This is a genomic window from Pseudarthrobacter sp. 1G09 (genome assembly GCF_050038305.1).
Taxonomy (GTDB): domain Bacteria; phylum Actinomycetota; class Actinomycetes; order Actinomycetales; family Micrococcaceae; genus Arthrobacter; species Arthrobacter equi.
In genome coordinates this window covers 581512-607319 of record NZ_CP188306.1, presented here as the reverse complement: position 1 = coordinate 607319, position 25808 = coordinate 581512, and the positions used below count along the sequence as shown (strand labels likewise).

The 25808-nt window shown below is 69.7% G+C and carries 21 protein-coding genes; 6 read left to right on the top strand and 15 right to left on the bottom strand.

Translation table 11 applies throughout. The annotated features are described in order from the left end of the window. Positions 1–47 precede the first annotated feature (47 nt). From ACP3TD_RS02870 to ACP3TD_RS02860, 3 genes are all read left to right on the top strand, one after another. A complete protein-coding gene (locus ACP3TD_RS02870) occupies positions 48–1004 on the top strand; it encodes a sugar phosphate isomerase/epimerase family protein (RefSeq protein WP_426765288.1) in 957 nt (318 codons plus the stop codon). Continuing rightward, positions 1001–2704: an acyltransferase gene (locus tag ACP3TD_RS02865; protein ID WP_426765287.1), complete on the top strand. Its 1704-nt coding sequence runs from the start codon at positions 1001–1003 to the stop codon at positions 2702–2704. The genes ACP3TD_RS02870 and ACP3TD_RS02865 overlap by 4 nt, the downstream gene beginning before the upstream one ends. 121 nt (positions 2705–2825) lie before the next feature. After that, positions 2826–3896, top strand: a complete 1071-nt coding sequence (locus ACP3TD_RS02860; RefSeq protein WP_426765286.1) for a quercetin 2,3-dioxygenase — start codon at positions 2826–2828, stop codon at positions 3894–3896. An 80-nt stretch (positions 3897–3976) separates the two neighbouring features. Here the strand turns inward: ACP3TD_RS02860 and ACP3TD_RS02855 are convergent, their stop codons facing one another. The 8 genes from ACP3TD_RS02855 to ACP3TD_RS02820 form a co-directional block, all read right to left on the bottom strand. Beyond that, complete coding sequence (locus ACP3TD_RS02855) at positions 3977–5212, bottom strand: DUF3500 domain-containing protein (RefSeq protein WP_426765285.1); 1236 nt, start codon at positions 5210–5212, stop codon at positions 3977–3979. After that, positions 5190–7031 carry an FAD-dependent oxidoreductase gene (locus ACP3TD_RS02850; RefSeq protein ID WP_426765284.1) on the bottom strand — a complete coding sequence of 614 codons (1842 nt, stop codon included), beginning with the start codon at positions 7029–7031 and terminating at the stop codon, positions 5190–5192. The genes ACP3TD_RS02855 and ACP3TD_RS02850 overlap by 23 nt, the downstream gene beginning before the upstream one ends. Continuing rightward, positions 7031–7930: a fumarylacetoacetate hydrolase family protein gene (locus tag ACP3TD_RS02845; RefSeq protein WP_426765283.1), complete on the bottom strand. Its 900-nt coding sequence runs from the start codon at positions 7928–7930 to the stop codon at positions 7031–7033. Before ACP3TD_RS02845 ends, ACP3TD_RS02850 begins: the two co-directional genes overlap by 1 nt. Before the next feature lie 57 nt (positions 7931–7987). Then, positions 7988–8956 (bottom strand): alpha/beta hydrolase fold domain-containing protein, encoded by a 969-nt coding sequence (locus ACP3TD_RS02840; RefSeq protein ID WP_426765282.1) that lies wholly within the window; start codon positions 8954–8956, stop codon positions 7988–7990. A gap of 44 nt (positions 8957–9000) precedes the next feature. Beyond that, the gene (locus ACP3TD_RS02835) at positions 9001–9993 is read right to left on the bottom strand and encodes an NAD-dependent epimerase/dehydratase family protein (RefSeq protein ID WP_426765280.1); all 993 of its coding nucleotides are present in this window, start codon (positions 9991–9993) and stop codon (positions 9001–9003) included. After that, a complete protein-coding gene (locus ACP3TD_RS02830) occupies positions 9990–12692 on the bottom strand; it encodes an alpha/beta fold hydrolase (RefSeq protein WP_426765279.1) in 2703 nt (900 codons plus the stop codon). The genes ACP3TD_RS02835 and ACP3TD_RS02830 overlap by 4 nt, the downstream gene beginning before the upstream one ends. Continuing rightward, positions 12686–13708 (bottom strand): 3-oxoacyl-ACP synthase III, encoded by a 1023-nt coding sequence (locus tag ACP3TD_RS02825; protein WP_426765278.1) that lies wholly within the window; start codon positions 13706–13708, stop codon positions 12686–12688. The genes ACP3TD_RS02830 and ACP3TD_RS02825 overlap by 7 nt, the downstream gene beginning before the upstream one ends. Positions 13709–13809: 101 nt before the next feature. Continuing rightward, a complete protein-coding gene (locus tag ACP3TD_RS02820) occupies positions 13810–14814 on the bottom strand; it encodes a bile acid:sodium symporter family protein (protein WP_426765277.1) in 1005 nt (334 codons plus the stop codon). Between the two features lie 198 nt (positions 14815–15012). On the opposite strand from ACP3TD_RS02820, the gene ACP3TD_RS02815 reads away from it, so the two are divergent. Next, a complete protein-coding gene (locus ACP3TD_RS02815; RefSeq protein ID WP_426765276.1) occupies positions 15013–15273 on the top strand; it encodes an SHOCT domain-containing protein in 261 nt (86 codons plus the stop codon). Between the two features lie 133 nt (positions 15274–15406). Here the strand turns inward: ACP3TD_RS02815 and ACP3TD_RS02810 are convergent, their stop codons facing one another. From ACP3TD_RS02810 to ACP3TD_RS02790, 5 genes are all read right to left on the bottom strand, one after another. Then, on the bottom strand, positions 15407–15787 hold the full coding sequence (locus ACP3TD_RS02810; protein ID WP_426765275.1) for a nuclear transport factor 2 family protein: 381 nt from the start codon (positions 15785–15787) through the stop codon (positions 15407–15409). A 132-nt stretch (positions 15788–15919) separates the two neighbouring features. Beyond that, positions 15920–17200 (bottom strand): glycoside hydrolase family 26 protein, encoded by a 1281-nt coding sequence (locus ACP3TD_RS02805; RefSeq protein WP_426765274.1) that lies wholly within the window; start codon positions 17198–17200, stop codon positions 15920–15922. A 69-nt stretch (positions 17201–17269) separates the two neighbouring features. After that, positions 17270–18223: an alpha/beta hydrolase gene (locus ACP3TD_RS02800; RefSeq protein ID WP_426765273.1), complete on the bottom strand. Its 954-nt coding sequence runs from the start codon at positions 18221–18223 to the stop codon at positions 17270–17272. Beyond that, positions 18220–19212, bottom strand: a complete 993-nt coding sequence (locus ACP3TD_RS02795; RefSeq protein WP_426765272.1) for an alpha/beta hydrolase fold domain-containing protein — start codon at positions 19210–19212, stop codon at positions 18220–18222. Before ACP3TD_RS02795 ends, ACP3TD_RS02800 begins: the two co-directional genes overlap by 4 nt. Then, on the bottom strand, positions 19209–21980 hold the full coding sequence (locus tag ACP3TD_RS02790; protein ID WP_426765271.1) for a family 78 glycoside hydrolase catalytic domain: 2772 nt from the start codon (positions 21978–21980) through the stop codon (positions 19209–19211). Before ACP3TD_RS02790 ends, ACP3TD_RS02795 begins: the two co-directional genes overlap by 4 nt. A 158-nt stretch (positions 21981–22138) precedes the next feature. Between ACP3TD_RS02790 and ACP3TD_RS02785 the strand changes: the two genes are divergently transcribed. Further along, positions 22139–22978: an IclR family transcriptional regulator gene (locus ACP3TD_RS02785; RefSeq protein ID WP_426765270.1), complete on the top strand. Its 840-nt coding sequence runs from the start codon at positions 22139–22141 to the stop codon at positions 22976–22978. Between the two features lie 4 nt (positions 22979–22982). On the opposite strand, the gene ACP3TD_RS02780 is transcribed toward ACP3TD_RS02785, so the two are convergent. Continuing rightward, positions 22983–24134 (bottom strand): cation:proton antiporter, encoded by a 1152-nt coding sequence (locus ACP3TD_RS02780; protein WP_426765269.1) that lies wholly within the window; start codon positions 24132–24134, stop codon positions 22983–22985. A 150-nt stretch (positions 24135–24284) separates the two neighbouring features. After that, the gene (locus ACP3TD_RS02775) at positions 24285–25208 is read right to left on the bottom strand and encodes a LysR family transcriptional regulator (RefSeq protein WP_426765268.1); all 924 of its coding nucleotides are present in this window, start codon (positions 25206–25208) and stop codon (positions 24285–24287) included. Between the two features lie 100 nt (positions 25209–25308). Between ACP3TD_RS02775 and ACP3TD_RS02770 the strand changes: the two genes are divergently transcribed. Continuing rightward, entirely contained in the window at positions 25309–25791 is a 483-nt protein-coding gene (locus tag ACP3TD_RS02770) for a CBU_0592 family membrane protein (protein WP_426765266.1), read from the top strand. Positions 25792–25808: the final 17 nt, after the last annotated feature.

The window sequence follows — 25808 nt, the reverse complement described above, 5'->3', positions numbered from 1 at the left end:
CCGCAAAGAATGGTTGAAACGATATTTCTCACACACCGGGGAGACCCTTGCAGTACCTTCCAGAGGGCCGCCCGGTCCTGACCGTTTCCACCCTGGGCGCCCCCGGCGAAGGGCTTGGCACCGTCCTGGGCTGGCTGGCCGCGAACGGCGTATCGGGCGTTGAACTGCGGCTTGCGCCGGGCCAGATCGCAGCGCCGGCGATGACCCGGCAGGACCGTGCCCGCCTCCGCGCGGAGGTGGCGGACGCCGGTGTGGCCATCACGGGGCTGGCCAGCTACATCCGGATGGCGGACCCGGCGCCGGACGAACTCGTGGTGGGCGCCCTGGAGGCCGCGCTGTTCCTGGCCGCGGACCTCGGAGCACCCACGGTCCGGGTCTTTCCCGGCGCCCCCACGGAGCCCGCCGACTACCGGCAGGTTCCCGTGACGACGACGGCCCGCCACGAAGTCAACGCCCTCGCCGCCCGCCGGCTCACCGCCGTCGGCCGCCTTGCCGAAGAACTGGACGTGTTCCCGGCGCTGGAAACCCACGACTCCCACCCCCGCGGAGAAGACATTGCCGCCATCCTGGCCCAGGTGGAGGGAAGGGTGGGTGCGGTGTGGGACCTGATGCACCCCTGGCGTGTGGGCGAAAGCCTCGAAGATACGTGGAACATCCTGGCGCCCTGGCTCACCAACGGCCTGGGCAGTGTCCAGGTCAAGGACGCCGGGCTGCCGAAGAGCCGGACCCCGGTGACGATCGGGAACGGGACCCTCCCCGTGGACGGTTTCGCGCAGCTCCTCAAGGACCGCGGCTACACCGGGCTACTGTGCCTGGAATGGGAGAAGGCATGGCACCCCGATGCGGTCCGGCTGGACGCCGCCATCGGGTCCACCAAGGCCTGGTACCTGCGCCACTGGCCGGACAGGCCAGCGGCGGTTGAAGAGCCGCAGCCTGACCTGCCGGCCGGGAGCCCCGGCGGCCCGCCCGTTTCAGCCCAAGACACCGTTGTGGAGATACCGTGAACGCCCAGCCAGACCTCAATTTCGATTACTCCCCCTGGACCTTCCGGGACCATGCCTCCACCGCGCAACGTGAGGCGCAGGCGGAACGGCAGCGGGCACTGGCCGGCAAGGACGGCATCACCATCGGCGAAGGGGCCTTCGTTTCCGCGCTGGCCATGGTGGACCCGGACAGCCTGGCCCTGGGGGACGAATCGTTCATCGCCGCCCACGCGTACCTCACCGGGGACCTTCGGATCGGCAGCAACTGCACGGTCAACGCCTTCACCGCGGTGCGCGGCACCGTCAGCATGGGCGACGGCGTCCGCATCGGCGCCCACACCTCCGTCCTGGGGTTCAACCACTCCATGGAGCCGTCCGCAGCGGTGTTCCGGCAGCCGCTCACCAGCAAGGGCATTGTCTTCGGCGATGACGTCTGGATCGGTTCCAACGCGGTGGTGCTCGACGGCGTCACGGTGGGTTCCCACGCGGTCCTCGCCGCAGGTGCCGTGGTCACCAAGGACGTGCCCGACTGGGCGGTGGTGGGCGGCAATCCCGCACGGTTTATCCGCGACAGGCGGACTCCCCGCAAGCCTGCCGGCAGCGGCGATGGGATCCTGCGGGAACGGCTTGCGTCATTCGCCGCAACGGCCCGCGCCGACGCCCCGGAGATCATCGCCCGCTCGTGGCAGCAGGAAGCGTCAGGCACCGGCGGCTTCGGCGAAGGCCGCTACGTGGACTTTCCGGGTGCGGCGGCAACGGTCCGGGCCCACTGCGACGCGGTGGAAATCGCAGATCTCCTGCTCCGCACCACTCCCCCGCAGCTCAGCAGGGACGCGCACGCGGACCGGCTCCGGTCCCTGCAGGATCCACGGACGGGCCTGGTGCCCGAGTACGGCCCGGACGGGCTGCCGGACGCCGGAGAAGAACTGGCTTTCGGGCACGGGGCGGCCACGTATCACGTGCTCTCCGTGGGGTACGCCCTCGACCTGCTGGGAAGCGGATTCAAGCACCCCATCCACGCCGTGGCCGGAACCGGTCCAGCCGATCTGGCGGAACGGCTGAACGGGCTGCCGTGGCGGAAGGAAGCCTGGGAATCCGGCGCCTGGGCGGATGCCTGGGGAACTGCGGAGTACTGGAACCTGGCCCGCACTGCGGACGCCGGCCCTGGACGCACCGGCACCCTGGAGGCCCTGTTCGGCTGGCTCCTGACCAGAGTCAACAGCTCCGCGGGAACCTGGGGTACCCCCTCCGCCGATACCCGCCTCAAGGTGGTCAACGGCTATTACCGGCTCACCCGCGGAACCTTCGCCCAGTTCGGCCTGCCGGTCCCCCACCCGGACAAGCTCATCGACACCGTCCTGGAGCACGGCGCTGATCCCCGGTACTTCGCAGCCGGCCGGCAGAACGCCTGCAACGTGCTCGACGTGGTCCATCCGCTCTGGCTCGCACGGAAACAGGTGACGCACCGGGAGGCGGACATCAAGGCCTGGGCCGCAACCCAGCTGGACCACGCCCTCGGCCAGTGGCGCCCCGGGCAGGGCATGGCCTTCAGCGCGGCACCCGAAAGCGGCCAGCAGAACCTCCCCGGAATGCAGGGCACCGAAATGTGGCTCAGCATTATCTGGTACCTGGCGGACCTGCTGGGACATTCCGAGGCCCTGGGCTACCGCCCCCGCGGCGTGCACCGGCCGGAGTCGGCTTTCCTGCTGCCCACACTGTAGCTACGGGCCGGCAGCGGGCTGTTCATTGATTGAAAACCGGGCCTGACGCACGGCGGGCAGTCCGTCATGCTGGTGGGGACTCACTCTCCGGCCGTGCCGGGCGACCCGAAAGAAGGAACCGATGTCCCTCAGCGTGGAGGAAATGAACAAGCAGCTGCCGGTGGCCAATGCGCTGCCGGGCGAGGCCGTCCCGTATTACATGGCCTCCGGCGAGGGCGCCCGGTATGAGATCAACGGGCAGCTGGTCACGGTCATCGCCCGGGCCGCGGACACCGGCGGCATCTTCAGCGCCGCCTACATTTCCGGCGGCATGGGCGCCGAATCCCCGTTCGTCAGCCACACCATCGAGCACAAGACCCTTTACGTTTTCGACGGCATCCTGCACGTCTGGCTGCCCGGCGAGAGCCGCATCCTGACTCCCGGGGATTCGGTGGTCATCCCGCCGAACACGCCGCACGCCTACCGCATGGCCAGCCACTACACCCGGTTCCTGAACTGGATGACCCCCGGCGGCGGCGAGGCCTACTACGAGCGGGTGGGCACGCCCATCGATTCGCACGTCCCGCCGGTCCGCGCCGGCCGGTCCGCGAGCCTGCAGGAGCAGGCCGAGGTGGGCACCGAGTTCGGCATCACCTTCCCGGACGTGGAGCGCGTGCCGGCGTCGTTCAAGCACGACGCCGGGCTGCCGCCCACGCAGAGCCCCTACTTCCTCAGCGCCGGCGAGGGTGAGCGGTTGGCCAGCTACCAGACGATGTTCACCTACCTGTCCCGCCCGGCCAACACCGGGTCCAACTACTTCGCCGTGCACACCAAGGGCGCCAAGTCGCCCTACATCCCGCTGCACTTCCACTCCGAGCACACCGAGAACTTCCTCTGCACCGAGGGCCGGATGTGGCTCTACGCCAACGGCCGCGAGATGCTTCTGACGAAGGGCGACTTCGTGCACGCCCCCGCCGGCACCATCCACTCGTTCGCGCTGGACGCGCACAACACCCAGATGGTGGGCTTCCTGACGCCTTCGGTGTTCAACGGGTTCTTCGAGTACTTCAACAAGCCCACCGAGGACTACATGTACACCGAGGGTGGCCAGCCCTACATGGACATGGAAGGCTTCGGCCGGGCCCAGGCGGAGATGGACCTGACCGTCGTCGGACCCCCGCCGCAGCGCCGCGCAGCCCTGGACATCCCCTAGCGCCAGCCGCCCCCGCCACAACAGAAGGCCCGGAATTCCGAAAGGAAATCCGGGCCTTCTGCTGTGGTGGAGAACATGGGTCAGGCGGTGGCTTGTTTCACCAGTTCGCGGCCGTAGTCGTTGCCGTTGGGGGTGCGGACCACGGTGTGCATGTGGAACGGGGCAGGTTCATCGTTGCTGAGGAACACGCCGGTGTGGTGGTCGAGTTCCAGCACCACCACCGGGCTCTGCAGGCGGAAGTAGAACGCCTCGTTCCCCTCCCAGCCACCGATCCAGCTGAAGTACGTCTCGCCGTAATGCTCCTGGATTTCCCGACGGCGGGCGGCGCGGGGTCCGTCCGGAAGGTAGCCGATGAAGTCGTCCACCACGGCGTCCAGGAGTTCGCGGGCTTCCGCCGGCATATCCGCCACCAGGATGCCCTCGTACGGGATCACCCGGTTGTCCTGGAAACAGCCGCCCAGGTGCCGCTCGTCGCCCGGGTGGATCCGGCCCTCAGGCATTGCAGGGTCCACCATGGACCCGTAGGACACTGAACGTACACGCAGGTCCGCCGGAAGTGCCGCCATCAGCTGCCGGGCCAGGGCGATGCGCTCCTTGAACACCTTCACACCCCGGTGCGGGCCGGCGTCGATCATGTCCGGCTCGGCGCCCATGAACACCGGCGAGATCACCAGCTGGCTGCCTGCCACCAGGCAGTTCAGCGCCGCGTGGTGGCCAAAAAGCTGCCACCCCCACGGTTCCGTTTCGGACGGCTCCCCGTAGAGCGCAAAGTTGTAGCTGAACTCGTTCATGAGCAGCGGCAGTTCCACCAGGTCGCCCAGGAAACCGTTGATGCGCATCAGGTTCCGGACCAGCTCAAACCCTTCCCCGGACAGGCTCGCCTCCACCGTGCCAAGGATCGCGTCCCGGACCGGCCCGTCCAGCTCGTCCAGGCGCAGCCCGGTATCGTGCTGCATGAACTCGGGGTTGGCCCAGCTCTGCCACTCCGGCGCGTCCACGGCGTAGGCGAGCTTCCCCGCCTGTTCCGGCGTGATGGTGCCCAGGAGCTTGCGCGCGGCGGCCACCATGTCCGCCGTCGGCGCTTCCTCCCCGGGCCGGGCGGGAGCGAGCGGAAACAGGCCTTCCCGGCGGACGCCGTCGCTGGTGATGCCGGCAAAGGGCTGCGGGTACAGCTTCTGCCAGCCCTCGATCATGGGGCCCGCGAAGGAGTCGGTCTTCGCGGCCTCGGCATACTCACGGGCGTTCAGGCCGCGGATCTCCGCAACGCGCGGATGGTCCGGGGCAAACAGGTAGTCACGGAATGACGGCGTCGACACGGGCGCTCCTCGCTGAAAATTCTGCTGCTGGAAATTCTGCTGCTGGGATTTCTGTGACCGGCTCGTGTACCGGCCCGGTGGCTGCGGCTTCTTGCGGCGAACCGGGAAGCCGGCCCGCCGCGACGGACAGCGCGGCCGCGGCGGCTTCGGCTGACGTGCCCCGCCACGCCACGTGCTGGTCGGGCCGGACCAGCACGGCGTCGGCGCCCCACTGTTGGGAAAGGCGGGTGCCGTCGTCGGAAGGCCCGACGGCGGCGACGGTCACCGGAATGCCCTGCCGGGCCGCTGCCTCCACTACCGGCGCAAAAGCCTCATCCGCCGGCACCCCGCCCAGCGTGCCGGCGGCGGCCAGCAGCGTGAAACCGGGGCCGAGCGCGTTGTACAGGGAGAAGGACTCCGCCAGCCAGGCATGCGGCAGCAGTGAGCCCGGGCTGGCGGACGGGACGTAGTGGATGGGGTCCTCGGGCGGTACAGGCAGTCCGTCGGGCACCACCAGGGGCGACCCGGTGTAGGCATAACCCAGCACCAGCCCCAGGGAATCGAACTCGCTCTGCTTCACGGCCAACGCGTCGTGGGCGGTGAGCCGCGCGGCGTCACCGGCAGGCCCGGATGCCGCCAGTTCCGGATCCGCGAAGTGGTACGCCAGCGCTTTGCCGTTCCGTGCGGCGTCGCCGATGGTGCGGTCCGCCACCGGCCGGCGCTCCTGGCCGTAGCTGGCCAACAGCGCAGGTCCGCCCCACCCGTTGATGGTTGCGGCCAGCTTCCAGGCCAGGTTGGCGGCATCGCCGATGCAGGTGTTGAAGCCGTGGCCGCCCCACGGCGGGTTGAGGTGCGCGGCGTCGCCCACCAGGAAGATGGTGCCGCGGCTGTATTCGGGGGCGAGCAGCATGCGGGCGGTCCACGGATCGGTGGCGAGCACCTCGATGTCCACCTCGGTGCCCACCAGCGCGCGGACCATGGCGCCGGCGTCCTCCGTGCTGACGGTGACGGACGGGTCCACACCCTGCACGATGGCCCACCAGGTGCCGGCCCGGTCCATGGGCCCCACCATGCCGGACGTTTCCGAGCCCACCACCCAGTACTGCACGGCCGGGTCCAGTGCGATGGCCGGGGCCAGAGACTCCGAGCGGAACAGGATGCTGATGTTGGACAGCGCCGCGGAGCCGCCCTCCAAGCGGATCCCCAGGCTGCGGCGGACTGTGGAGGACCCGCCATCGGCACCGATCACATATTCCGCCGCTATGGTGCGGGCGGCACCGGACGTTCCGTTCGAAACAACGGCGGTATGCGTCGCCGGGGCAGATTCATCCGACTCCTGGACCTCGCTGACGGACCATCCGGTCACGAATGTCACCAGCGGATGGCTGCCGACGGCGGTCCGGAGTACTTCCTCGAGGACCGGCTGCGGCACCTGCTGCCCGCCTTCGGGCTGCGGGCCGTAGCGGCCGGGGACCAGCTGGAAGGCGTTGGAAAAACGCCGCAGCTCGTGGGCGGCCGGGCCCGTCAGGCCGGTGCAGAAGATGACGTCCTGGGCGTAATCCACCGGCAGCGGCGACGCGTCCCGGAGGGCCTCGGCGAGCCCCAGCCGGCGCAGGTGCGTCATGGTGCGGGCGTTGGTGGTCTTGGCCCGTGGCCTGGTGTGGTCCACGCCGGTGCGGGGTTCAACCACCGTGCTGGCGACGCCGCGGGAGGCGAGGTCCAGCGCCAGGAACAGCCCGCTGGGGCCGCCGCCGGCGATCAGGACCTGGGTCTCATCCGGGATGTCCGCCGCATCCGTCACGGGGAAAACGCGCGGGAAGGTGCCCTGCGAGGTGTCCATCAGGCACGGCTCCGCAGGGAAATGTCGCCCACGGGGGTGGTCAGGCTGCCCAGCTTCTCGATCTCCACCACCACGGTGTCCCCGGGCTGCAGCAGCCACTGCGGGGTGCGGGCGTAGCCCACGCCTTCCGGGGTGCCGGTGGCGATGACGTCGCCCGGGTGCAGCGTGAAGGTCTGGCTGATGAGCGAGATGATGGCCGGCACGGAGAAGATCATGTCCCGGGTGTTGCCGTTCTGGGCTTCAATGCCGTTCACCAGGGTCCGGACCTGGAGCCCGTCGCGGAGATCGCCCACCTCGTCACGGCTGACCAGCGGACCCAGCGGCCCGCTGAAATCGCCGTTCTTGCCCAGCGTCCACTGTGAGGTCAGCTTCTGGGCCTTGCGGGAGGTGATGTCATTGAAGGTGGAGTAGCCAAAGACGGCGTCTGCCGCAGCGGCCTCGTCCACTGATTCGACCCGGCGGCCGATGTAGGCGGCCACTTCCCCTTCCCAGTCCAGCCCGGCCTCACCTGCGGGGACGGGAACCGGGACGTTGTCCACGGACAGGGACGCGGTCCAGCGGGCGAACAGGGTGGGGTACGGGGGCAGTTCCTGGTCCTTGAAGCTTCCTTCGGCCACGTGCGCCTTGTAGTTCAGGCCCACGCAGATTACCCGGCCCGCAGCGGGGACGAGGGGCACCTCGGTGACGCTGCCCCGCTCCAGCCAGGCGCCGGCGTCGGACGCATCATTGCCCTCCGCGCCGGCATGGGACGCAACGCCGGCAACCAGCGTGGCTGCCTTGTCCTGCCAGCCCTCGGGGTCGGCCCAGAAGTCGGTGACGGTGGCCAGCGGGAGGACGTGCGATCCGGCGAGGGCTGCCGCCCAGGGTTCGCCGTTGTGGTTGATGCCGATGAATTGCATGAGATGGCCTTTCAGGTCTGGCGGCCGGGCAGGAGGGCTGCCCGGGCGTGTGGAAAATCAGCGCTCCGACTGGCGGCGGAGGAAATCGAGGGTTGCTGCGGTGGCCGTTTCGGCGGCCCCGCTGCTGCCGTCCGGGGTGGCCCACATATGGTCCGCGCCGTCCAGCAGGAGAAGTTCGACGGCGGCGCCCGCGTCTTCCAGCGCTTCGGCAAGTGCGGTGGACTGGGCCGCCGGGACGAACCGGTCCGCCGTGCCATGGATGAGGAGGAAGGGAGGGGCGCCCGCATGCACGTAGGTGAGGGGGCTGGCGGCCCTGGCCCTGTCCGGGGCGGCCGCGGGCTGGGCACCGATGAGGAGGGCTTCCCGGGAACCGGAATCGTCGGCGCTGGCAACGGCATCGGGCCGGGCCTGGGCTCCCATCCGCACCAGGTCCGTTGGTGGATACCAGGCCACCACCGCGGCGACGCTGTCTCCCACGCCCGTGCCGCCGTCGCCCGCAAACGCGGCTGACCCGGCGGTCAGGCCAACCAGGCTGGCGAGATGGCCGCCCGCGGAATCGCCCCAGGCGTAGATGCGCCCGGGGTCCACGTTGTAGCGGGCGGCGTGGGCCCGCAGCCAGCGGACCGCAGCCTTGGCGTCGTGCAGCTGGGCGGGAAATATGGCGGTGTCCGTGAGCCGATAGTCGGCGGAAGCCACAACAAAACCGGCGTCCACCAGCTGTTCAATAGGGCTGAGCCCGAAGCCGTCCACGGTGGGCCCCAGCGAGGAACGCTCCCCCATCCGCCAGCCGCCCCCGTGGAAGTGGACCACCGCCGGGTGCGGGGTACCGGACGCGGTGCCCCGGGCGGGATCCGCCGCCGGGAGGTAGAGGTCCAGCAGCAGCGGCGCTCCGCCACCGGGGCGGGCGAACTCAATCCCCCGAAGGATCCGCCCCGCCGTCGTCGTTGACTCCATGTGTACCGCGCCGTTCTGTCCCGTGATGATCCTGTGGTGACTGCCTGACAAGCCCGGTGTGGGCTGCGTCATGAATCAACTGTGGGGTATCGGGAAGCCGCACGGCGCGGCTGGTTTCACTGAATGAAAAGGCTTGCCGATCCGGGCTGGTAGTGGGCGGCCAGCTTCGCGAGTCCGTCATCCAGCGACACCGCAGGGGTCCAGTCCAGGAGCTCCCGGGTGCGGCGCTGGTCGAACCAGTGGGCGGTGGACAACTGCTCGGCGAGGAACCTGGTCATGGGCGGCTCTTCGGTGCGTCCGGCCCACAGCCACAGTCTTTCCACCACGGCCCCCACACCCCGGGCCACGGCTCCGGGAACGGCCCACGTCGGCGCCGCAACGCCACCGGCAGCGCAGATGCCGGCCAGCAGTTCACCCACCGGGCGGGGCTCGCCGTTGCTCACCACCACCGCCTGGCCGTGGACGTGCTCCATGCGTTCCAGCGCGGCCACCATGGCGGACGCCGCGTTGTCCACGTAGGTGGTGTCGATCAGGGCAGCTCCGGCGTCCAGCAAGGGCAGGCGGCCGACGGCGGCGCGCGCCAGGACTCGCTCCACCAGTTGGGTGTCGCCCGGGCCCCAGACGATGTGCGGGCGCACGGCGGCCACCCGGAAGCCCGGGGAATCAGCGGCCAGGGCCAGCAGTTCGGCGGCGCCCTTGGTGCGGGCGTAGTCGCCGTGGGCGTGCTCCGGGTCTGCCGGGCCTGCTCCCAGCCCCACGATGGCGGCGCCGGAATTCGCCACGGACGGGGACGAGACGAACACGAAGTCCGGAACGCCCACCGCCCGCGCGGCGTCCAGGATCCGGCGGGTGCCCTCGATGTTCACCTCGTCGAACTCGGCCGCGCGTCCCGTGAAGGAGACCTTCGCGGCCAGGTGGATGATGCCGTCCTGGCCCCGGACGGCATCCTTCAGCACCCCGGCATCGGTGATGGAACCGCAGAGGTCCGTGGCGCCGTCGACCCCCGACGGGCGCCGCTGCAGCGTGGTGACGGTGTGGCCCTCGCGGACCAGGAGCCGCGCAACGGCGCCGCCGAGCATGCCGCTGGCGCCGGTGACCAGGACCCTCATGGCTTCCCCGGCCGGCCGCCGGCCAGCACGCGAGTTGCCCAGCGCGAAAGGCGTGTCCTGTCGATCTTGGCGTTGTGCCGGATGTCGGTGGGCTGTGCGGGAACGGCCAGCACAGCGGAGATTTCGACGCCGGCCGTGCGGGCTGCTGCGCGGACGCTTGCGGCGAGTGCGGGTTCGGCCGGTCCCGCGGTGCGCGTTGGAGGCACGGTTTCGACGACGGCCACCACCGCCTGCGTGCCGGCCGGGCCCACGCCGGTGACGGCTGCCAGCCGGACGCTGTCCAGAAGTTCGATGGCCTGTTCGGCACCCACGGGGGTTATCGCGGCGCCGGGTGCCGTCACCACGTGGGCGAGCCGGCCTTCCACCCAGAGCCGGCCGGCGGCGTCGAAGTGCCCCACGTCCCCGGTGCGGTGCCAGCCGGGCAGGCCGGCGCTTTCCCGCTGGGTCAGCCAGAGCCTGTCGTACGAGTCTTTGACGTGCGGGGCGCTGACCAGGATTTCACCGGTGACGCCGGCGTCCGTCACAGGCCTGGTTCCGGACGCGGTACCGTCCGCCGCGAGCGGGATGATGGCCAGGCGTGCTCCGTGGACGGGTTTGCCCACGCATACGCCGTTGCCGCCGCCCTGGAGGTTTCCGGCCGCCGTTTCGGCGTCGGCTTCCCTGATCTGTTCCAGGCTGATGTCCGTGACCGGCAGGGCTTCGGTCATCCCGTAGGGGGTGTGCAGCGAGGCCGCGGGGACCAGTTGCTGGACCTCTGCCAGGAGCGGTTCGGGGACGGGGGCTCCGGCGGAGAGCAGCAGCTCAACGCGTGCCAGCGCCTTCAGGCCCGCCTCATCGAGGTCTTCCCGGGTGGCAACGACGTTCCGGAGCGCGGCCGGCGAGGCAAACACCACGGTGGCGTCGATGGCTCTGGCAGCGTCGGCCAGCGCGCGGGCTGTCAGTGTTCGGGGTGCCGTGACGTCCATGGCCGGCGTGACGGACACAGCGCCCAGTGCCGGGCCCAGGAGGGCGAAGGGAGCGAAACCGGCCACCAGGTTGGACCCTGCCCGGACCCCGAAGGTGCTGGCCACGGTGTCACGCATCGCCGCCAGCTGACGGTGTGTGTAGAGCACGCCCTTGGCCGGCCCGGTGGAGCCCGAGGTGAACAGCACTGCGGCGGGGGCGTCGGGGCTGGCAGCACCGGCGTGCTGCGCGCCCGCGCGTCCGGCGCCGGGCCGGGTCAGTTCTGCGAGGGAGGTTTCGGCGCCGAGGAGACGGCGGCGGGCGGCCGGGAGGGTGCCCACGCTGATCCGGCGGCCGGGCCAGCCAAGGGCGGCGGCCGCCGCCAGGGCTTTGTCGATGCCGATGATGAAATCCGGGGTGGCGCCTTTCACGGCGCGGCTCAGGCCCTTGGTTCCCAGTCCGGCGTCGGCCACCACCACCACGGCACCAAGGCGCAGGCAGGCGTAGAGGGCCACCGTGAGGTCCACCCCGGGCGGCACCATGAGGCTGACCCTTCTGCCGCGCTGCACTCCGGCTTTCGCCAGCCCGGCAGAAAGATCCAGGATCTTCTGGTCCAGCTGCTGCCAGCTGAGCGACCGGGCTGCCGTGCCGTCCGGGCCCATCTCCACGACGGCGGAACCGGTGCCGGCGGGCCCTGCGGCCTGCTCGCCGAGCAGGGTCCAGAGGGGCCGGAATTCAGCGGTCTCCGGTTCGGCCGGTTTAACTGCGCCCACAACGTCAGCGGCGACGTCAGTACCGTCACCGCCCAAAGCGCTGTCAGGACCAGCGCCCTCCCGGGCGGCAAGCCACTCAAACACCGGTGTGGCAATGTCCCGGTCTTCCGCCACAAGGTGTCCGGCACCTTCGAAGCGGTGCACCTTGGCATGCGGAAGTCTGCCGATCAGGTCCTTGAGGTAGCGGTCCGAAAAAATGGGATCGCGGGGGCCCCACAGCATCAGGGCCGGGACAGTCAGCCCGCGCAGCCCTTCCGCCACGCCGGCCAGTGCCGCAAAGCTGGGATGGAATTCATCCACCGGGATATCGGCCACGAAGTTGCCAAGACCGGACCGCCGGCCGGCGCCCCGGTAGGGGGCCATGTAGGCGGCGTGGGTGTCGGCGGCCAGCGGCGGGTGGGCCAGTGAATGGGTCACCCGCAGGAACGCATCAGAGGTTACCGTTCCCCACTGGTGCACGGCGGGGTGCAGGGCCAGCCGGAGCGCCGGCGGAATTTTGGAGGTGGACGGCTGGTGGACTGCCGTGTTGGTCAGGACCACCCCGGCGAGCTGGTCCGGGTGCGCCAGTGCCCAGCCCAGGCTGATGACCCCGCCCCAGTCGTGTCCCACGGTGACCACGGGACCGTCCAGGCCCAGCGCCGTGGTGAGGTCGCCCAGGTCGTTGATCCGGTCGGCGAGGCGCCGGAACGTGCCGGTGCGTTCCGAAAACCCCATGTCCAGCTGGTCCACCGCCACCACGCGCCACGGGTGGGCGGGATCGGACCCGGCGGCCAGCAGCGTGCGCCAAAGATAGGACCAGGTGGGGTTGCCGTGCACGCACAGCAGGGTGCCTGCGGGTGTCAGTCCCCGGGCCTCGAGCTGGGCGCCGTTGTCCAGGATGTGCCAGTTGCGGACTGTTCCGGGCTCATCCGCCCCGGAGGTGGAGGGCACGGCAAGTTCGCGGGACCACTGCGGATCCACGCCGGGCCAGGCGGCGGCTACCAAACGATTTCAATCATTGCGGTGTTCAGGCCGGAGCCCACTCCCATGCAGAGGACGCGGTCCCCGGCTTCGAGGGACTGGGATTCGGCGGCAAGGGTCATGGGCAGCGAAGCCGGTCCCACGTTGCCCCAGTGCGGGAAGGTGATGGGCACCTTGGCCGGGTCCAGGTCGATGGCATCGATGATGGCCTGGGTGTAGGCGTTGCTCACCTGGTGTGTGACGTACCGGTCCATGGTGGCCCAGTCCCACTCCGGCTGCGCCTCGTGCCAGGCGTCCACCACCAGCTGCAGGCCGCCGTCGAGCAATCCTTTGGTGTCGGTGTTCATGCCGTCGATGCCGCCCACGCACAGTTCGTGGTGTTCGGTACCGGCGCGCATCACCCCGCCCACCAGCCGGTGCGCGCCGGGGTGTCCGTCTGCCGGGCCCAGGACGGCCGCGGCAGCGCCGGAGCCCAGGGTGAGCGTGGCGAACTCGCGGTTGAAGTCCTCGCGGGTGGTTTCGGGCCGCTGCAGCCGGGCGAGCGTCGCTTCCTGGGTGGCTTCGGCGTCCTCGGCGTTGACAATCACGGCGTATTTGATCTGGCCGGAGTCGATCATGTTGGCCGCGAGGGTCAGGCCGTTGACGAACCCGAGGCACGCGTTGGCGAGGTCGAAGTTCATGGCCGACGACGGCAGGCCCAGTCCGTGGTGGATCTTCACCGCAACGGAGGGCTCCAAGTTGCGCCGGGTCACCGAGGTGTTGATCAGCAGGCCAACCTCGGACGCTTCCACGCCGGCTTCGGCAAGGGCCTTGGCTCCTGCCTCGATGGCGGCGTCGTCAAACGACGTGCCGGCCGCCCACCAGCGGCGGTGCGTGATCCCGGCGACGCGTTCCAGGAGCCGGGGCGGGAATTTCAGCCGCTGCAGTGTCGACGCCAGCCGGCGGTCGAAGTCAACGGAACTCACGATCCTTGGAGCTTCGACGCTGCTCACCGAGAGCAGCGCGGTGTTGGTGTGACGGAAGGTTGCATTACCTACCAATTCAAGCCCCTGTTCGTTTCTGTCCTGCGGTGTCTATTACCCACCGGCGCAGGAGCTTAACTATGCAGGCAAGTGCCCCGTCGTGCACATTTATTCCCGGTTCACTGCGGTGCCGGGGTGTCCTGGAGGGGGCGGCGGGCCAGCCAAGCTGCCACTATGGCGCCTGAGATATTGTGCCACAGCGAGAAAACGGCGGACGGCAGCGCGGCCAGCGGGCTGAAGTGTGCCGTGGCCAAAGTGGCGGCCAGCCCGGAGTTCTGCATGCCGACTTCGAAGGCCAGGGCGCGGCGTGCCTTGTCATCCAGCCGGCCCAGTTTCCCGGCGAGGTAGCCCAGTCCCAGGCCGAATCCGTTGTGCAGGACCACGGCCAGGAACACGATGCCGCCGGCGGCCACAATCTTGCTGGCGCTGCCGGCCACCACGATGGCCACAATGAGGGAAATCACGACGGCGGACGCCCACGGCAGTGCCGGCAGCACCTTGTCCACGAGCTTCTTCAGGAACAGCCGGGCCAGCAGCCCGGCGACCACCGGGAGGAGGACCGTGTTGAGGATGTCCACAACCATGCCACCGGCATCGATGTTCAGGTAGGAGCCCGCCAGGAACAGCACGAGCAGCGGTGTGACGATGGGCGCGATCAGGGTGGACACTGAGGCCACTGCCACGGAGAGGGCAACATCACCCTTGGCGAGGAAGGCCATGACATTGGACGCGGTGCCGGACGGGGCACAGCCCACCAGGATCAGGCCCACTGCGAGCTCCGGCTCGAGGTTCAGTGCCTGAGCGATGAGCCAGCCGGCACCGGGCATGATCACGTAGTGCGCCACGATGCCGAGCGCCACAGCCCAGGGCCGCTTTGCCACAGCGGCGAAGTCGGGCGGGGTCAGGGTAAGCCCCATGCAGAACATGATGATGCCCAGCAGGTAGGGCACGGCAGGCCCCATGGGCTTGAAGGTCCCGGGAAGCAGGTAGCCTGCGATACCTGCGGCCACCACGAGGAGCGGGAAGACCGTCACGGCGACGCGGGCAATCCTGCTTTCCGCTGCCAGTGCCGGGTTAGGGGGCTCTCCCTCAGGGGATTTCTGCGATTTGGTTGCCTCAAGCATCCAATCATGGTGTCACCGGCTGGTAGGGTTCCGCCAATTGATGACCTCTGCCCGTCACGGCAGCAGTCCATGCTGGCCTGACCGCGGCGTTCCGCGGGGCAGGCGCGGGGACCTAAGACTCTGCCCGGCGCGCGCCCGGTTCGGGACAATTCAGCTGGGGCCATTGACCGGCCCCGCCGGCCAGGGAAGGACGCTGCAATGATGTATTGGGACGGCAGTATGGGGACGTGGGGATACATCCTCTCCGGGCTCAGCTTCATCCTGTTCTGGGGTGCCGTCATTGCCGCCATTGTCTTGTTCGCGCGGTCGGCCATGGCAGGCCGCCGCGGCTACGGCGGGGATGGAGGAAGCTACAGCGTGGCGGAGCATCTGCTCGCGGAACGCTTTGCCCGCGGCGAAATTGATGAAAGCGAATACCTGGCCCGGCTTGCGGTCTTGCGCCGCGGCCGCAGCGCCTAAGTAACACCCTCAACCTTCGAGGCTTTGGATAGGCCTGGGTGTATTCGGCCATGAGGCCCTGCGCCCAGGTTGCCGCGCAGGGCTGTGGTTGGCCACCGCGGGGTTACCCGGTCACAGGGCGTGCCATGCGGGCTTAGCCGATCTCCACCCACTGTGACCGCCATTCGGGTGCCGGGAACGCCTCGCTCCAGTAAGCCGTCTCCGTCGCGATCCGGCCGTCCCGGAACTCGAAGATGAACACCGTTTCGTAGACGGGGCCGCCATAGTCCAGGGACGCCTCGGCCACCACCAGGTTGCCCCCGCTGGTCAGCCGCCGCGGCGTGATGGTGGGCAGCTGCGGAAAGGCGTTGTAAATGCCCCGCCGGTTCTCCGCGCCACGGACGTACTCGCCGGACTGGGGCCAGTGCATCACCGCGTCGTCATGGAACAGTTCGTCCATGACCTCGATATGCCGGTCGTTGATGCACTGGATCAGCCGTTGCACCACCTGCTCGTTGCTGCCCGTCTCATCCATGGCTTGCCCCGCCCCTTCCCTGTGGACCGTCCACTTTCGCAGTGGATTGTGCGCACATGCTAGGCCTGTCCGGCCGTCAGGGCAACGGCCCGGCGGACGGACGGCGGGCCGCACCTTGGGCGGCTGCGGTTCCTAGGACCCGCCGGTGCCGCAGCCGGTGCCGCCGCCGTATTCCAGCCAGCCCGGCAGGGCGGCGGCGAAGGAGTCACGGATGGCCGGGGTGCTGGTGACGGTCCAGTCGATCCGGCCGCCCACCTCCGCCTCGTCCTTGTCCCATTCGAACCAGTTGAGCATTTTCAGCTGCGGGAACTGCTCACGGGTTTTCGGGCTGAAGACCTGCTGCCACCAGGCCTGCTTGATTCCGGCCTCAGCGGCGCCGCCGGCACCGGGGTTGTAGAGGGCGGCCGTTCCCGGAATGGCCAGCGGCTTGTTATGGTTCACGGCGTACTCAGCGTAGAAGTCCGGAAGGGAGCGCTCGTCCCCGTTGGCACCGTTGTAGTTCCCGGTGAGCTGCTCGGCGAACTTGCCCGCTTCGGGCACCTCGTTGTCGCCCCACGGGTAGGTGGATCCCCAGTGGAACAGGGACAGGCCCACCCAGTCCACCGCGTCGTCGCCCGGGTAGTACGGGGCGTAGGGGTCGTCCGCCGTGTTGAGTGCGCCGTCGCTGTTCGTGTCCAGGGCGGCGAAGTCCGCCGAGCCAGCCTCCACGCCGTACTGCCGGCCCGGGTAGGCGTACCCGCCGGCGTAGGACGGCGCCCACATCATGGCTGAACCCGGCGCACCGGCGTGGACCGCGTCCGCCACCCGGGTGAAGGCCGCCTTGTATTCGAGCGGCTGCTGCGCCCAGGGGAACCAGAAGCCGTTCATCTCGTGCCCGAAGCGGACAATCGCGGGAACGCCGCCGGCGTTGATGCCGGACAGGTCCTGTGCCAGCGTGGCGGCAACCTCCGGCGTGACGGATCCGAGGTCCCGGTTCGGTTCGAGGGTGAGCAACAGGATGCGCCCGTCCGCCCGGACCTTCGCGGCGGTGTCCTTGAGCCGGTCCCGGTCCTGGTCACCGTAGGGAAAGTCGAGGTAGGACACGGCCACGGCCGGTTTATGGCCAAGTTCCGCTGCATAGGTGGACAGCGGTTTGGTGTCCAGGTCCGAGTTGATGCCGAAAAGGACGCCCGACGCCGGCGCGAGGGTTTTCCCGTCCGTCACCGGGCAGGAGGAAAGGTCTGCCGGGGCGGCAGTGGTTGCCGGCGTTTCCCCGGCGGGGCGGTCCCGGTTGGCCAGCCCGCTGGAGATGCCGGCCGCGCCGATGCCTGCAGCGACCAGCACCACCGCCACGGGGAGCGCCCAGTCCCTGGCGCGGCTGAAAAACCTCCGGCTCCGGGTGCTTTCCCGCTCGGTGGACGGATCGTCGGACATGGCGGGGCTCCCTGCTGGCCTGCGGTTTTGTTCCATCCTAAGGTCAGCAGCTGGTAAGGCAGGGGCTGGCTACCGCTCCCCCGCGGACCGGAGTTCGCCCGCCAGGAAGTCCAGCGCGGCCTTGCCTTCGGGCAGCCCGGCCGTGTGGTTCAGGTGCCCGTGCACTCCGCCCTCGGCGAGGAAGTAGGTCACGGGGACTTTGGCCTGTTCCAGGCTGGCGGCGAAGAGCTCGGCGGACCCTCGGGCGTCGTCGTACTCGCAGGCAAGAAGGGCCGTTGGCGGGAGTCCTGCAGGGTCCGCGTACCCGGGCATCGCGTAGGACGGCGCCATGCTGACCGGGCCGCCCACGTAGTTCTCGGCCGTCCGGATGCAGTCCTCCAGGGTGAACCGCAGGTGCCGGGGCAGGCCCGCCATGACCTCCTCGTCCAAGCCGGCGGCCGGCGGCGGGAGTTCGGCGTGCAGGAAGGGGTAGGCCAGCAGGAGCTTGGCGGGCAGCGGCTTGCCGGCATCGATCAGGTAGAGCGCGGCGCCCACGGCCAGGTTGCCGCCCGCGCCGGCGCCGCCCAGGCACAGCAGCTCCGGGTCCAGCCCCAGCGAGATGGCGTTCTCGCGGGCCCAGAACCAGCCGGCCAGGGCGTCATCGTGCGGGATGGGGTAGGACACGCCGTCGCGCGCCAGCCGGTAATCCACGGACAGCACCGGTGTCCCCAAATCCGCCAGCACCCGGGCCAGGTAGTCCGATTCGGGGATGTCCACGCTGCCGCTGACGAAGCCGCCGCCGTGCAGCCACACCAGGGCCGGGGTGTCCGTCCCGGTGGCTTCGCCGTAGATCCGGATGGCCACGGGACCGTGCCGCCCGTCGGCTGTCACCGTGCGGATGGGAACGTCGGGGCCAGGCGACCGCTCGGCGTCCTCGTTCAGGAACCTGGGGCCTTCCGGCGAGGCAAGGTATTCGGCAAACCCGGCGGCCGGGGCTCCGGGCAGCTGCCGGGCTGCCTGCCGGGCTGTTTCGCGGGGCGTCATGGTGTTCCCAGCTTCCGGGAGAAGTAGCCGACGGCGAGGGCCAGGATGGCGTCCATCTGGTCCTCGGCGCCGAAAAAGCAGTGGTCGGCGTCTTTGATGGTGACCACCTCGTGTTCCACGCCGGCCTCCGCGAGCGCGGCTGCCAGCAGGTCAGTCTGGGAATGCGGAACCAATCCGTCGCTGTCGCCGTGGACCAGCAGGAAAGGCGCGGCGCCGGCCGTCACGTAGCTGACGGGGCTGGCCGCTGCCAGCAGGTCCGGGGCGTCCGAGCCGCCCACCAGCATGTATTCCGGCTGCAGCGTCATGCCGGGTGGAACCGCCGCGGTGAGCGCGGGCGGGAACAGGCCCTCCGGGACCTGCATGGGCGGGATGTCCGCCAGGGAGGACACGCCGTAGAAGTCGACGACGGCGCTGACGCCGGTGGGGTGCCCCTGCGCGCCGAGGCCGCCATTCATTTCGGGGCGGTTGCCGGTGAGCCCCAGCAGCGCAACAAGGTGCCCGCCGGCGGACTCGCCCCAGGCGCCGAACCTGTCCGGATCGATATTCAGGTGGGCGGAAAACTCGCGGAGGTAGCGCAAAGCGGCCTTCAGGTCGTGGAGCTGGGCCGGGAACGGCGCCTCCAGCGAATGCCGGTAGTCCGCTGTGGCGCAGGCGATGCCGGCCTCGTTCAGGAGCCTGAAGACCGAATCCGGCGCGAAGGTGGGCGGCAGTTCACGCCGGTCCCCCAGCTGGAAGGCGCCGCCGTGCACCCACAGCACCAGCGGCGTCGGGCCGGATGCCTGGCGTGGCAGCCAGATGTCCAATTTGAGGGGGCGGAAGCCGATGGCGCGCGCATAGGTGACCTCGCGGTGCACGGACGACGTGTCCGAGACGGCCTCCGGAGTGCCGGGTGCGTCGTACAAGGGGAACGGCGGGACGTCCCTGTTTCCCGGCCGGGAAACGTCAGGGCGGGAAGGGTCAAGTACGTCGGTAGCGCGGTCCACTGTCATAGTGTGCTCCTCATCAGCTCGGGGTGTGCGGTGTCCCCGCCGGTGGCGGCGGCGAAAGTATGGTGTCCGGGCCCCACGACGGCGGCAGGCTCCCCGGGCAGCAGCACCTCGGCGGTGGTGCCGGAGGGGATGTCCGCGGTGAGCGTCAGCACGCCGTCGTCCGTCATTCCACCCGGCGCCCAAGCACTCTTCGACAGGGTCCAGGCCACGGTGATCTGGCCGTGCGGCCCGTGGTGGGAGGTGGCGGCGGAGGTGATGCCGGCACCGGGGCGCGGTTCGATGACGACCCGGTTCCAGCCGGCGCTGCCGGGGGCCTGCCGCAGCCCGGCGGTGTAGCGGTGCAGGAAGGAGACCACGGCGCCCTTGCTGTAGTGGTTCAGCGACTGGTGCGCCGTGCCGGCGGCGTCGATGCCGTTCCACAGTTCCCAGACCGTGGTGGCGCCGCGGTCCACCATGGCCAGCCAGGACGGCTCCGAGTCCTGCATCAGCAGTTCATAGGCAAGGCCCAGGTGGCCGTTGCCGGCCAGGACCGGGAGCAGGTACGGGGTGGCCAGGAAGCCGGTGCCCAGGTGGGTGCCGGCTTCGCGGATCAGTTCCACCAGCTGTGCGGTGACGGTGGGGCGGTGTTCCGGGCTAACCAGGCCGAACGCCAGTGCCCGGACGCAGTTGGCCTGGCTGGCTACGGTGACCCGGCCGGACGCGTCAAGGTATTCCGTTGCCCAGGCGTCCCGGATGTCGTCCGAGAGTTCGGCGAGGTGGGCTGCTTCCTCCGCCAACCCCAGCACCCCGGCGATGCGGGCCATCAGGTCCGTGGTGTGCCGGTAGTAGGCGGTAGCCACGATGCCGTTGTCCGCGGTGCGGGCGGCGAACAGGTCCGGCTCGGGCCCGTCCGGTTCCATCCATTCGCCGAAGTGGAAGCCGGTGTCCCACAGGAACTTCTCGTGGGCGGCAGGGACAGGCGCCTGCGCCGAGCGTCGGGTGTGCCGCTGCGTTGCGGCGGTGGTCCGGACGAAGCCCAGCCACCGGTTCATGGCCGCCCAGTTTTCAGCGAGGATCGAGGCGTCCCCGGTGGCCAGGTAGATTTCCCAGGGCACCATGACGATCGCGTCGCCCCAGCCGGAGGAACCGTTGGTGAAGCCCATGAATTCGGCCGAGGTGACGGCAGGGCCGGGCGACGGCGAGATGTTGGCGATGACCCCGTTGCCCCACTGGTCGGCGCGGACGTCCCGCAGCCATTTGCGGGTGAACCCGGTGACGTCATACAGGTACGCGGCGGTGGGGACGAACAGCTGCCAGTCCCCGGTCCAGCCCGCCTTTTCGCGCTGCGGGCAGTCGGTGGGGACCTCGCAGGAGTTGCCCAGGAAGCTCCACTCCACAATTTCGTGGAGCTTGTTCAGCCGCCCGTCGCTGCAGTGGAACGAGCCGATGCGCTCCAGGTCGGTCCGCACCAGGCAGGCAGTGATGTCCCCCTGGTGAAGGTCCGCGGTGAGGCCCTGGACCGAGACGAACTGGAATCCGTGCGTGGTGTGCCGGGGCTCAAAGACTTCGCCCGCGGCGCCGGAGGCGGTCACGGTGTCCACCTGCCCGGCGTCCCGGAAGGCCCCGGGCGCGCGGAAGTCGTGCGGGCGCAGGTGGTCCCGGGTGACCTCGCCATCCGGACCGAGTACTTCGCCGTACTCGAGGGTGACGGTTTCGCCCGGCGCGCCAAGTGCAGCCAAGCGGATCCAGCCGTGGATGTTCTGGCCGAAGTCCACCACCTGGTGTCCGCTGGGCAGCCGCGTGATGGACACCGGCGCCAGCTCCGCCGTCACCCGCGTGGGCGGGGCGAGGGGCCCGGTGAGTGCGTCGAAGCTGCCGGAACGCACGACGGCGGCCCGCGGCGGCGCTGGCAGAAGACCTGGTGCGCGCGCACCTTTCCCACGGTCGCCTGCCCGGGGTGACTCGCCGCCGTCGGCCGCCCGGAAATCAACATGCTGCCCCGCCATGAGGTCCGCGCTGGTGACTTCCGTGGCGGACGCCAGCCACGAAGCGTCGGTGCCGATGACCAGCCGTCCCGCCCCGGACTCCAGCTCAAGCTCAAGCTGGGCGAGGAATGCCGTGTGCGTGCCGTACATGTCGGCGTCGCGCGTGTACCCGAAGGTACCGCGGTACCAGCCGTCGGTGAGGACGGCGCGGAGGCTGTTGAGGCCCGCGGCGAGCAGGGCGGTGACGTCGTAGGCCTGGACCTGGAGGGTGGTGTTGTAGCTGGTGGAGCCGGGAGTGAGCTGCTGGTCGCCCACGCGTTGGCCGTTGATGAAGAGTTCGTAGATGCCGTGGGCGGTGGCGTAGGTGCGGGCCCTCTCCGGGGCCGCCGGCAGCGTGAAGGTCCTGGTGAGTGCGTAACCCGGGCGCTCGCCTGGTTCGTTGACCGCCTCCTCACCGGGGCCGATCCACTGCGCCGTCCAGTCCGAGGGGTGCAGGAGGCCCAGTTCCACAGGCATGGGTTGGGACCAATCACTGGCGGTTTCCGTGCCGCCGGCGGTGACGTCCCAGGTGCGCACCCGCCACTCGAACCGGCTGCGGGAATCCAGGGCCGGTCCGCTGTAGGCGATGCCGCTGGACTCCGCGGACGCGATCCGTCCGGTGTCCCAGCCGTTCGAGGCTGTGATCCGGTACGCGGTCTGACCCGTGGTTCCGGCGGGCGGCGTCCAGCTGAGGCGGGGCTCCCGGACGGCCAGGCCCATGGCTTCGCTCAGGTGTTCGGCCCGGAGCCGGGTGGGGGCTGACATGCGGCAGGACTCCTGGAGGTGGTGGTGCTGGGAATTCAAGCTTGGTTGGCTGTGCCTTGCCCTCATAGGCGGCTTTCAATGGTTGGAATAGTATTGTGGTTCAGCTCACGGTGCCGCTGTGGGCCGTAGCTCTGCCAACGGCGCTAGGAACCACTGCCATGACCCTCACTCCGGACACGGATACCCCCAACGCCGCGCCTGCCCGCGGCAAACGGCCCAAGCAGGGCGAACCCGTCATTGACCGGGCGCTGAGCCTGCTGGCCGTCTTTTCGGACCGCCGCCGGGCGCTGACCCTCTCGGAGCTCGCCCGCCACGCGGACATGCCCGCGCCCACCGCGCTGCGCCTGATCTCCCGGCTGGTGGCGTGGGGTGCCCTGGAGAGGCTCGACGACGGCCGCTACGTCGTGGGGGTCAGGCTCTGGGAGGTGGCATCCCTGTCACCGCGCGGGCACGGCGTGCGCGAGATCGCGCTGCCGTACCTCGAGGACCTTTTCGAGGTCACGCGCCACCACGTCCTGCTGGCCGTGCGGGACAACGAGCAGGCGGTGCTGATCGAGCGGCTCTCGTCCAAGGACGCCACCGAGGTCGCGTACCGGGTGGGCGGCCGGGCGCCGCTGCGGTCCACCGCCGTGGGGCTGGTGCTGCTGGCGGGCGCGGACCAGCAGTTCCAGGAGGCCATCATGGCCAAACCGCCGGAGAAGGAACCGGGTGTGGCGGAGATGCCCGAGGGGCAGCTGCGGCGGACCCTCTCCGACGTGCGCCGCACCGGAATCGCCATGATCCGGCGCAGCCACCCGTCCATGACGGTGTCCGTGGCGTCGCCGGTCTTCGATGCGCAGGGTTCGGTGGTGGCTGCCCTGTCCATCGTGGTTCCGGACGGCTCCACGCCACCGAACGTGTTGGCGCCGGCGGTCCGTGCCGCCGCCCGCGCCGTGTCCAGGAACCTGGGGCACCAGGCAACGGTCAGCGCGGACGTGCGGACGCACTCGCGGGGGTAGCCGCCTAGCCCGCCGTGGCCGGGGCCTTCCGGGCAAACGTGCGGGCCGCCCGTGAACCCGCGGCGGCGCTGGCCCCGATGGTGATCAGGGCGCCCAGGATCAACGCCGAGGCTTCGCCCGGCTCCAGCAGGTTCAGCTGGGTGCCGATGGCGGCGGCAGCAACCGGCACGCCCAGCTGGGATGCCGAGAGCACCGCGAGTGGCAGCGGCTGGCCGAGCAGGCGCAGGCTGCCGTGGACCACCAGGGTTCCTGCTCCGAGGCAGAGCCCGAGGAGGACCATTCCGGGGGTGCCGGCGAGGGCCCGCAGGTCCAGCGATGCGCCCAGCCAGACGAAGAACACGGGCCCGAGGAAGCCGTCGCTCACTGCGAAGAGCTGATGCGCCAGCCGCCGGGGTTCACCCACGGCCGCCACCACCAGGCCAAAGGAGAATCCGGCCAGCATCACGGACACATGACCTGCTACGGCCAAACCTGAGAGGGCGAAGAGCAGGGCCAGCTGGATCCGGAGTTCAAGGGCGAACTTCCGGTCCTCGGACACGTCATGCACCCGCCCGCGGGTGCCGCTGAGCTCCAGCCAGCGGAGCACGAAGAACAACGCCACCGAACAGGCCGCGACGGCGGCCGCCCCCACCGCCGCCCGCGCAGCGTTGGGCGGGTCCACGGCGAGCGGCAGCGCCACGATGCAGGCGATGTCTGCCACGGCGACCTGTGCCGTGGTGGTGAGGACCTTTGGACCGGCCAGCCGCAGGGAATCAATGATCGGCAGGACGAGGGCCGCCGACGACGACGCGAGCAGGACGATGTAGAGCGGAGCGTGGCCGGTGCCGAAGACGAAGGCAATGGCGGTTCCGACTCCGGCCGCGAGCGCTGCGGCGATGGCCGCCCGGAGCGCGCCGCCGGCCAGGGCAGGGCGGATGGCCCGGTCCCGCACCGGCACGTGCGTGCCTGCCACGAACATGATGAGGGCGAACCCCACGTCCGCCACGAACGTGAACGTCGGGTCGGAGGAATCCACCAGGCCCAGGCCGGTGCGCCCAACGGCGATGCCGGCCAGCAGCTGCCCCAGCACCATGGGCAGGTGCCATTTCCGCGGGAATGCCAGCAGTGGTCCGAGGAGTGCGACGGCAGCGATCAGCGAAAGCTGGAAGAACGACACGGTCCTCCTTCCGCCGGCGCGCCCGGACCCCCATCCGCTCCCGGTACCGGCTACGCCAGTGGGCCCTTGGGATTCGCCAGCGGCGCGGATGGTGCGCTCACAGTACCCACGCCGCTTCAGGCGGTCAACGGCGTGGGTCCTGTGGGCCGATCAGGAGGCAGACCGGGTATCGAACGCGGCCGCTGATTCACGCAGCAGCCGGGCAACGGTATCCAGCGGGGTGCTGGCCGGCCGGCGCCCCGCGAACCGCCGCAGGACGATGCGCCGGGTTCCCAGCCCGGGAACGTCCAGGACTTCCACGCCGTCCTGGACCACCCCGGCCAGGGCCAGGGTGGGGACGATCGCCGCCCCTTCGCCCGCGGCGACAAGCGCGAGCGCCGTCAGGGTTTCCTGGTACTGGTGAACCGTTTCGATGTGGGCGCCCGTCGAGTGGCGGAGCCGTCCGATCACGGCGGCGTTGGCTGCTGATTGCTCGACGCCCAGCCACGGAAGCGGGAGCCGGCCAAGGTCCACGTTTTCGGTGGTCAGCAGCGCCCCGGTGGGGACCACCAGTTTCCATGGTTCGTCCAGGAGCGGCTCCTCGATCATCCCGGCCGCGAGTGTGCGCTGCTCCGCCGTGGTCGAGTCCAGCTCCACCACCACGGCATCGAGCTGGCGTTGGCGGAGCAGCCGCATCAGGTCGGGATAGTCGTCCTCCACGATCCGGATCTGCAGCTGGGGGAACTGGTTCCGCCATTCGGGGAGCCTCGGGATCACCACTGACCGCACGAAGCTGGTGAACCCGCCGATGCGCACTACCCCTTCGATGGTGGCTCCGCTTTCCATCCGTGCGCGCGCCACGGTGAGGGCGCGCTCGATCTCTTCGCCCGCCTCTGCCATCGCCAGGCCGGCGGGTGTCAGCACCGAACCCTTCGGCGTCCGCAGCAGCAGCGCCTGCCCCGTTTCGTGCTCCAGTTTGCTCAGTTGCTGGGACACCGCAGAGGGCGTGATCCTCAGCTCATCGGCCGCCGCGAGGACACCGCCCGTCCGGGCAACGGCCAGCAGCACCAGCAAGCGGCGCGGGTCGAGATTCAAGTTAAGCCGTTCTAAACCTGGTCTTCAGAAGAATGCAATTGAACTACACCTCCTCCGGCCCCGACAATTGCCGTTAGGTAACGATTTCAGAAAGGACACCATGGAACCGCTATGGGAAATTGCCGGTTGGGCCGGCGCCGTCGCCATCCTCAGTGCATATCTGAGCGTATCCATGGGGTGGCTGAAGGCCGGCAAGGCTTTCCAGACCGCGAACCTCGTGGGCGCGTCCGCATTCATCATCAACGGCGCCTTCCACGGCGCGTGGCCTTCCGTGGCCACGAACGTTGCCTGGTGCCTCATTTCCGCCGTGGCGCTTCTTCGCATGCGCGCCGCCGGCGGCTCTGCCGGCAGTGACGCTCCCGCGGTGCAGCTGCCCGGCGTCCCGGACACCACCGGCCAGCTCGCCGTCATCGAGCCGCGCATCAGTGGACCGCACCCCGTTGAGGCGCGAGGGGTTGAAGCCTATGCGGCCGAGTCCTATGCCGCTCAGCCCCACATCGTTGAGCCATACACTGCTGAGCCTTACGCGGCATGCACGGCATCCGCCGTCGCACCCGCACGGCAGGGTGCCGTCGCCATCTAGCGGTGGCCATCGGGCGC

Bases quoted from the DNA above. Each gene is read 5' to 3' on its own strand.
- ACP3TD_RS02770 (WP_426765266.1), top strand. From the start codon at position 25,309: ATGGAACCGCTATGGGAAATTGCCGGTTGGGCCGGCGCCGTCGCCATC.
- ACP3TD_RS02815 (WP_426765276.1), top strand. From the start codon at position 15,013: ATGATGTATTGGGACGGCAGTATGGGGACGTGGGGATACATCCTCTCC.
- ACP3TD_RS02835 (WP_426765280.1), bottom strand. From the start codon at position 9,993: ATGAGGGTCCTGGTCACCGGCGCCAGCGGCATGCTCGGCGGCGCCGTT.
- ACP3TD_RS02805 (WP_426765274.1), bottom strand. From the start codon at position 17,200: ATGTCCGACGATCCGTCCACCGAGCGGGAAAGCACCCGGAGCCGGAGG.
- ACP3TD_RS02790 (WP_426765271.1), bottom strand. From the start codon at position 21,980: ATGTCAGCCCCCACCCGGCTCCGGGCCGAACACCTGAGCGAAGCCATG.
- ACP3TD_RS02795 (WP_426765272.1), bottom strand. From the start codon at position 19,212: ATGACAGTGGACCGCGCTACCGACGTACTTGACCCTTCCCGCCCTGAC.
- ACP3TD_RS02785 (WP_426765270.1), top strand. From the start codon at position 22,139: ATGACCCTCACTCCGGACACGGATACCCCCAACGCCGCGCCTGCCCGC.
- ACP3TD_RS02845 (WP_426765283.1), bottom strand. From the start codon at position 7,930: ATGCAATTCATCGGCATCAACCACAACGGCGAACCCTGGGCGGCAGCC.
- ACP3TD_RS02800 (WP_426765273.1), bottom strand. From the start codon at position 18,223: ATGACGCCCCGCGAAACAGCCCGGCAGGCAGCCCGGCAGCTGCCCGGA.
- ACP3TD_RS02810 (WP_426765275.1), bottom strand. From the start codon at position 15,787: ATGGATGAGACGGGCAGCAACGAGCAGGTGGTGCAACGGCTGATCCAG.
- ACP3TD_RS02840 (WP_426765282.1), bottom strand. From the start codon at position 8,956: ATGACGCAGCCCACACCGGGCTTGTCAGGCAGTCACCACAGGATCATC.
- ACP3TD_RS02860 (WP_426765286.1), top strand. From the start codon at position 2,826: ATGTCCCTCAGCGTGGAGGAAATGAACAAGCAGCTGCCGGTGGCCAAT.
- ACP3TD_RS02850 (WP_426765284.1), bottom strand. From the start codon at position 7,031: ATGGACACCTCGCAGGGCACCTTCCCGCGCGTTTTCCCCGTGACGGAT.
- ACP3TD_RS02820 (WP_426765277.1), bottom strand. From the start codon at position 14,814: ATGCTTGAGGCAACCAAATCGCAGAAATCCCCTGAGGGAGAGCCCCCT.